We start from the raw sequence: 6,639 nt of genomic DNA, 5'->3' as shown, positions 1-6,639 counted from the left end.
TTCTCTCATGCGAGAGAACCAGCTATCCGGTCTTAGCTATCGTTTCCGATAGTTATCCCAGTCTTACAGGCAGGTTGCCTACGTGTTACTCACCCGTCCGCCGCTATCCCCGAAGGGACCGCTCGACTTGCATGTATTAGGCACGCCGCCAGCGTTCGTCCTGAGCCAGGATCAAACTCTCCAAAAAGGATGAATCTGAATAGCTCATTTAAAGCTGACGAGATTGTTAATCTCTTTTAAAGTTTAGAGTCGATTGCTCGACTTGCTTCTCACTCGTTGTTCAGTTTTCAAAGAACAATTCTCTTTCGTTCGCCGCCGCGTTACCGAAGCAGCGAGATGTAATATACCATATTCAAAACTTGTTTGCAACTTGTATTTCTCAAGTTACTTTCGCGCTTGTCTCAGCGGCGACTTTTATAAGATACCACAGACGCGACAAACAATGCAAGTATTATTTAAAAAAAATTCGGGACACCCAGCGGTGCCCCGAATTTCAAGCAATTACTCGCCTTGACGCTCGCGCATCAACGGGAATAATAACACATCTCTAATGGATGGCGCGTTCGTCAACAGCATGACCAAACGGTCAATCCCAATACCTAGACCGCCTGTTGGTGGCATACCGTATTCCAACGCACGAATGAAGTCATCGTCCATTTCATGCGCTTCATCGTTGCCCTGCTCTTTTTCACGAAGCTGCGCTTCGAAACGTTCTCTTTGATCGATCGGATCATTAAGCTCAGTGAACGCATTCGCATGTTCACGAGCAACGATAAAGAGCTCGAAACGATCGGTGAAGCGCGGATCTTCTGGGTTCTTTTTAGCAAGCGGAGAAATCTCCAATGGGTGTCCATAAATAAACGTCGGCTGAATCAATGTCTCTTCAACGAATGTCTCGAAGAACTGATTCACGATGTGCCCGAAAGTCATATGCGGTTCAACAGGCACGTTGTGTTCCTTGGCCAAACGGTGTGCTTCTTCGTCCGACATATGAACGCTAAAGTCCACGCCTTTCACTTCCTTAATGGCGTCGACCATCGATACGCGTCTCCATCCAACCGCGAGATTCACCTCGTGATCACCGTACTGGATCGTCGTCGTGCCAAGCACCTCTTGGGCGATATGGGCAACAAGCTCTTCAGTGAGCTTCATAATGTCCTTATAGTCAGCGTAAGCTTCGTAAAGCTCGATCATCGTGAATTCTGGATTATGGCGCGTAGAAATCCCTTCGTTCCGATACACGCGGCCGATTTCATATACTTTCTCCAGTCCGCCGACAATTAGACGCTTCAAATGAAGCTCAATCGCAATACGCATATATAGCTGCATATCCAGAGCATTGTGATGCGTAATGAAAGGGCGTGCCGAAGCGCCGCCTGCGATGGAATGCAGAGTCGGTGTCTCTACTTCCAAGAAACCCAGCGAGTCCAAGTAACGACGCATGGATTGAATGATGCGGGAGCGCAAAATAAACGTTTGCTGTACGTCTTGGTTCGTAATCAGATCTACGTAACGTTGACGGTAACGCAACTCCACGTCGCTCAGGCCATGGAATTTGTCCGGCAGCGGCAGTAAAGATTTGGTCAATACCTCTAGCGATTTAACTTTAATTGAAGTTTCGCCTGTTTTGGTCTTGAACACCACACCGTGAACGCCAACCATATCGCCGAGATCAAGCAGATCAAAGGCTTGATATTTATTAGCGTCGACTGAATCTTCACGAACATAGATTTGGATTTTGCCAGAGATGTCTTGCAGATGAGCGAAGCTGGCTTTACCCATGCCTCTTTTTTGCATAATCCGGCCGGCAATGGATACTTCTACAGCTGCTTCGTCGAGCTCTTCTTTGGTCTTGTCGTTGTACGCATCGAGAACTTGTTTCGCGGTATGCGTTCTTTCGTACTTGCTGCCAAACGGATCTACACCTAGTGCACGAAGCTCGTCCAATTTGTTACGGCGGATAACGAGCAACTCATTCAATTCCTGTTCTTGGCTCATGCTTTTCATCTCCTATAATTGTAGTCACGCCATCTCTAAAATCGGAAAAAAGCTTCCGGAAGGAAGCTTTCCAAAGAGACGCGGCTGACATTACTTTTTAATATCGATAATTTGATACTGAATAACGCCGGCTGGTACGCTAACATCAACGACCGCGCCTTTTTGCTTGCCGAGAATGGCTTTACCAACTGGACTTTCATTGGAAATTTTGTTCTGGAACGGATCGGATTCCGCTGTGCCTACAATATTGTACTCTACCAGGTCACCGAATTCCAAGTCCTTCAGCGTTACGATCGAGCCTACGCTCACCGTGTTGATATCTACATCATCGTTATTAATAATCCGCGCATTGCGCAGCATTTTTTCAAGAGTAATAATTCTTCCTTCAATAAAAGCTTGTTCATTTTTTGCGTCTTCGTATTCGGAGTTCTCAGAAATATCGCCATATCCGATAGCCACTTTAATTCTTTCTGCGACTTCACGGCGTTTCACCGATTTCAGATGCTCAAGCTCTTCCTCCAGCTTTTTCAAGCCTTCTTGTGTAAGAATGACCTCTTTTTCACTCATTCCCAACTGATCTCCCGTCGTGTGAAAGATTTTCATATCGTTGAATCAATGCTTTAAGTTATGAATAGGTCGATAAAAGAGTTGATTCAAGTAGTATGAATTCACTATAAGTTAATATATTAGCTTTGTGTCTTATGATGACACCGCTGTCGTTCACTATATGCGGGAACACATATTAATATTGACTGATTATATTGCAACCGTTTCAAATTGTCAATCTAAGCCAGTGCTTCATTTTTCTTAATGAAGCACTGCACTTTCTTCCTCTGTAGCCGCTGTTGAATGCGATTCCAAATTCTCGACATATTCATTCAAAATACGCACCATTTCATCGCGTTTCACGAGCTCCATGATGACATCCTTGACGCGCGCCGCGCCTTGCAACCCTTTCAGATACCAGGCCATGTGCTTCCGCATTTCCTTCACCGCGACATGCTCGCCTTTCAGCGCGACAAGTCGATCCATGTGCAGGATCGCTATGCGGATCTTCTCTTCCGCCGTCGGTTCGGGCGGAAGCTCGCCTTTGGTAAGGTACTGGACCGTGCGGTAGAGCATCCACGGGTTACCAAGCGCGCCTCGGCCGATCATAACGCCGTCAACGCCTGTCTGATCCAGCATCCGTTTGGCATCTTCAGGAGTGACAACGTCACCGTTGCCGATAACAGGGATGGATACGGCTTGTTTGACTTGGCGAATGATATCCCAATCGGCTTTGCCTGTATACATTTGTTCACGCGTACGGCCGTGTACGCTGACCGCGCTGCCGCCGCCACGTTCAACGGCTTTGGCGTTCTCGATCGCATAAATATGCTCGGAGTCCCAGCCTATGCGCATTTTTACCGTCACAGGCTTGCTTACCGCCGCAACGACTGTTGCGATCATTTCCTCGATTTTGTCCGGTTGCAGCAGCCAACGCGCGCCGGCATCACATTTCGTGATTTTCGGAACGGGGCAGCCCATATTAATGTCGATAATGTCAGCATTCGTATGCTGATCAACGACCTTGGCCGCTTCGACCAGCGTCTCGGTGTCACCGCCAAAAATCTGCAAACTCAGCGGCTTCTCCCGGTCATCCACATACAACATATCCATCGTCCGTGAGTTGCCATGGACAATCGCTTTATCGCTAACCATCTCCGCACAGACAAGTCCTGTGCCGAATTCTTTGGCAATCAAACGGAATGCAGGATTACATACGCCAGCCATTGGCGCCAATACTACTTTATTGGGAGCTTCGATATTTCCTATTTTAAGGACCGAAGAAGATTCCATCCTACTCACCTCGCAATCGCAGCGACCAACTCATCGGGTTCGATGTTCAGCACTTGCGATATTTTATTAATAATTTTAGTATCCGGTTTACGCGTACCGCGTTCAATTGCGCCCAGAATGGCTATGGAAACGCCAAGCATTTCAGCCAGTTCGTTCTGGGTGTAACCTTTCAATTTGCGAAATGCGCGAATGCGCTGAGCTACTGAGCTTTTTTCCATAAGATGACGCCTTCCTTTCCTTCCAGTTTCTCCAATTGGGCGGAGATGAATTCAAATGCAGCATCCTGCCGGCGGTAGAGAACCTCTGCAAGAGGAACTAAAACAAAAGCCCGCTCGTACATCCGCGGATGCGGGATGATTAAGTCGGGAGTCGAAAGCCTCTGTTCGCCATAGATCAGCAAATCCAGATCAATCGTTCTCGGTCCCCAGCGCAAATCGCGCGTTCTGCCTAAACGATTCTCAATGGAAAGCATGGCGGTTAATAACTCATCTGCCAGTAAAGTCGTGGAGATTTCAATCACCATATTGAGAAATGCGGCCTGCTCCACGTAACCGACAGGTTCAGTTTCATAAATCCCTGACTGCGCGATCACGCGAATGCCCGCATGTGCATTCAACTCCGCAATTGCTTGCAGTAAATAGTGTTCACGATCATCTATATTCGAACCAAGCGCCACGAACGCTTGTACGGCTAGTTGTGCTTCGGCTGTCATTTAATTAGCCCGCTTTCGGTTGATCTCTACGGTAACGCCATCAAAAACTACAGGAAACGGCGGATGCGGCTTAATGACGCGAACCGTCACTTCATGGATACTAGTATAAGTACCTAGCAGCTCAGATGCAATGTTTTCGGCGAGCGCTTCGATTAATTTATACGTTCGCCCTTCCACAATCTCTTTCACTTTAAAAAAGACATGCGCATAATTGATCGTATCGTCGATATGGTCGGAAAGTCCCGGTTTATCCAGCGGAACCGCTAACTCAACATCCACGTAAAAGCGCTGCCCTAGTTTGTTCTCTTCCGCAAACACGCCGTGATTACCGAAAAATTGCATGCGCGATAGCTTGATTTTATCCATATGCGTGGCCTCCAATAGTAAGTTTATGCGCGTACGATGGCGTCGGTCATGACGGCGACCCGCTTCATGGCTTGTACATCGTGAACGCGGACGATGCCGCAGCCTTGCGCGATGCCAAGCGCGACTGTCGCCGCCGTGCCTTCGAGGCGATCCTCGGGGGGCAGCTGCAGCGTATGGCCGATCATACTTTTGCGGGAGGTGCCCAGCAGTACTGGATAGCCGAGATCGGCGATCAAACGCAGCCGGTTCATGAGCTGCAAGTTCTGTTCATGCGTTTTGGCGAAGCCAATCCCGGGATCGAGAATAATGTTCGCCCTACGCACACCAGCTTGAAGCGCCTGATCGGCGCACGCCTGCAAGTCGGCAAGAACATCCGGGATATAATCGTTGTAGTTCATGTCAACGCGATTATGCGTGATAATGAATGGGCAATCGTACTGCGCAGCCACCGCAGCCATGCGCGGATCCGCTAAACCGCCCCAGACGTCGTTGATGATATGTGCGCCCGCTTCCAGCGCCTGCTTGGCCACCTCAGCTTTATACGTATCAATCGATATCGGCACGTGGACCGCCTCGCGAAGCGCTGCGATGACCGGAATGACCCGACGGAGCTCTTCTTCCTCCGAAACTTTGGCAAAACCAGGGCGCGTTGACTCTCCGCCAATATCAATAATATCGGCGCCTTCGGCGACCATTTGGCGGGCACGCTGTATGGCTGTCTCTATAGACACATATTGGCCACCATCGGAGAAAGAGTCCGGCGTTACGTTCAAAATGCCCATGATGAGCGTACGCTCACCGATAGGCAGCTGGTGATCTTTGCAAACCAACATTTCCACAAACTTCACTTCCCATGTTGTTAGGTTATCTTATAGAGTTCGATCAGACTACGGGTAATTGGTCCTATGGACCCATGGCTGATTAAATACTTTTGCCCGTCTGGTATGTATAAGCATGTAACCGGTACGATTTCCTGTATGGAATTCACGATAAAAATCTCATCCGCATGCACGAGATCCTCCCAACGATAAAGGCCGTCTTGTACAGCAAGGCTGTTTGCGTCAGCAAGCCGCAGCACATGTAATCTGGTAATGCCTGGTAGTATACCTGTATCCAGTGATGGTGTGCAAATGACATGATCTTTGACGAAAAAGAGGTTGCTGACAATCCCTTCCGCCAGATAGCCGTCTTCGGTGAGCATGAGGCCTTCGGCGCCGGCGGACCATTGATAGTTCTGAAGCTCTCTTTTGGCCAAAATATTATTCATATAATGAAACGACTTAAAGCGGTACAAACCTTCTGGCGTATTCCGGGGCAGCTTCAGCAGCTGCAGCGCTTTGCCCTGCAAATAGACAGCTTCATCCCTCGGCGGGAGGGGCTTGATATAAATGATTTCATTCGGCTGCTCATAGAGGCCGCCAGGTAAGCCAAGGATATCGACACCGGCCGATACGGATAAGCGGATGTATGCGTCCTGCAGCTCATTTGCCGCCAGCAGCTTACTGATGTGCTCTGATATATGTTCGAGACTCGGCTCGTAGGCGATTCCAAGCTCTTTACACCCGTCTGTTAAGCGGAGGAGATGTTCCTGCAGAAGAAAAGGTTGCCCCGCATAGGTCCGGAACGTCTCAAACAGACCGAGCCCGTAAAGAAAGCCATGGTCGTAAACCGAGACCACAGCTTGTTCTTCTTTATATAGTTGACCATTCATACTTATCCACATG

Annotated in this window: 8 protein-coding genes and 1 rRNA gene; all 9 read right to left on the bottom strand. The window is 48.7% G+C overall.

The window, feature by feature from the left end; translation table 11 throughout:
• Positions 1-187, bottom strand: a 16S ribosomal RNA gene (locus tag O9139_RS15130); the annotation flags it as partial.
• Between the two features lie 314 nt (positions 188-501).
• On the bottom strand, positions 502-1,998 hold the full coding sequence (gene lysS / locus O9139_RS15125; RefSeq protein ID WP_270880304.1) for a lysine--tRNA ligase: 1,497 nt from the start codon (positions 1,996-1,998) through the stop codon (positions 502-504).
• 90 nt (positions 1,999-2,088) lie between these two features.
• Complete coding sequence (greA, locus tag O9139_RS15120; protein WP_270880303.1) at positions 2,089-2,565, bottom strand: transcription elongation factor GreA; 477 nt, start codon at positions 2,563-2,565, stop codon at positions 2,089-2,091.
• A gap of 240 nt (positions 2,566-2,805) precedes the next feature.
• Positions 2,806-3,837, bottom strand: a complete 1,032-nt coding sequence (dusB, locus tag O9139_RS15115; RefSeq protein ID WP_270880302.1) for a tRNA dihydrouridine synthase DusB — start codon at positions 3,835-3,837, stop codon at positions 2,806-2,808.
• A 5-nt stretch (positions 3,838-3,842) separates the two neighbouring features.
• Entirely contained in the window at positions 3,843-4,055 is a 213-nt protein-coding gene (locus O9139_RS15110; RefSeq protein WP_270880301.1) for a helix-turn-helix domain-containing protein, read from the bottom strand.
• Positions 4,037-4,549: a 2-amino-4-hydroxy-6-hydroxymethyldihydropteridine diphosphokinase gene (gene folK / locus O9139_RS15105; RefSeq protein ID WP_270880300.1), complete on the bottom strand. Its 513-nt coding sequence runs from the start codon at positions 4,547-4,549 to the stop codon at positions 4,037-4,039. Before folK ends, O9139_RS15110 begins: the two co-directional genes overlap by 19 nt.
• Complete coding sequence (folB, locus tag O9139_RS15100; protein WP_270880299.1) at positions 4,550-4,915, bottom strand: dihydroneopterin aldolase; 366 nt, start codon at positions 4,913-4,915, stop codon at positions 4,550-4,552. It lies immediately after the preceding gene.
• Positions 4,916-4,938: 23 nt separating this feature from the next.
• A complete protein-coding gene (gene folP, locus O9139_RS15095) occupies positions 4,939-5,763 on the bottom strand; it encodes a dihydropteroate synthase (RefSeq protein ID WP_270880298.1) in 825 nt (274 codons plus the stop codon).
• An 11-nt stretch (positions 5,764-5,774) separates the two neighbouring features.
• Entirely contained in the window at positions 5,775-6,638 is an 864-nt protein-coding gene (gene pabC, locus O9139_RS15090) for an aminodeoxychorismate lyase (protein ID WP_270880297.1), read from the bottom strand.
• Between the last annotated feature and the right edge of the window lies 1 nt (position 6,639).

It is taken from the genome of Paenibacillus aestuarii, assembly GCF_027789125.1.
Lineage (GTDB): Bacteria > Bacillota > Bacilli > Paenibacillales > NBRC-103111 > Paenibacillus_E > Paenibacillus_E aestuarii.
This window is presented reverse-complemented; position numbering and strand designations above follow the sequence as displayed.

Excerpts from the sequence above, each read along its gene's own strand:
- lysS (WP_270880304.1), bottom strand. The coding sequence starts at position 1,998 with ATGAGCCAAGAACAGGAATTGAATGAGTTGCTCGTTATCCGCCGTAAC.
- greA (WP_270880303.1), bottom strand. The coding sequence starts at position 2,565 with ATGAGTGAAAAAGAGGTCATTCTTACACAAGAAGGCTTGAAAAAGCTG.
- dusB (WP_270880302.1), bottom strand. The coding sequence starts at position 3,837 with ATGGAATCTTCTTCGGTCCTTAAAATAGGAAATATCGAAGCTCCCAAT.
- O9139_RS15110 (WP_270880301.1), bottom strand. The coding sequence starts at position 4,055 with ATGGAAAAAAGCTCAGTAGCTCAGCGCATTCGCGCATTTCGCAAATTG.
- folK (WP_270880300.1), bottom strand. The coding sequence starts at position 4,549 with ATGACAGCCGAAGCACAACTAGCCGTACAAGCGTTCGTGGCGCTTGGT.
- folB (WP_270880299.1), bottom strand. The coding sequence starts at position 4,915 with ATGGATAAAATCAAGCTATCGCGCATGCAATTTTTCGGTAATCACGGC.
- pabC (WP_270880297.1), bottom strand. The coding sequence starts at position 6,638 with ATGTGGATAAGTATGAATGGTCAACTATATAAAGAAGAACAAGCTGTG.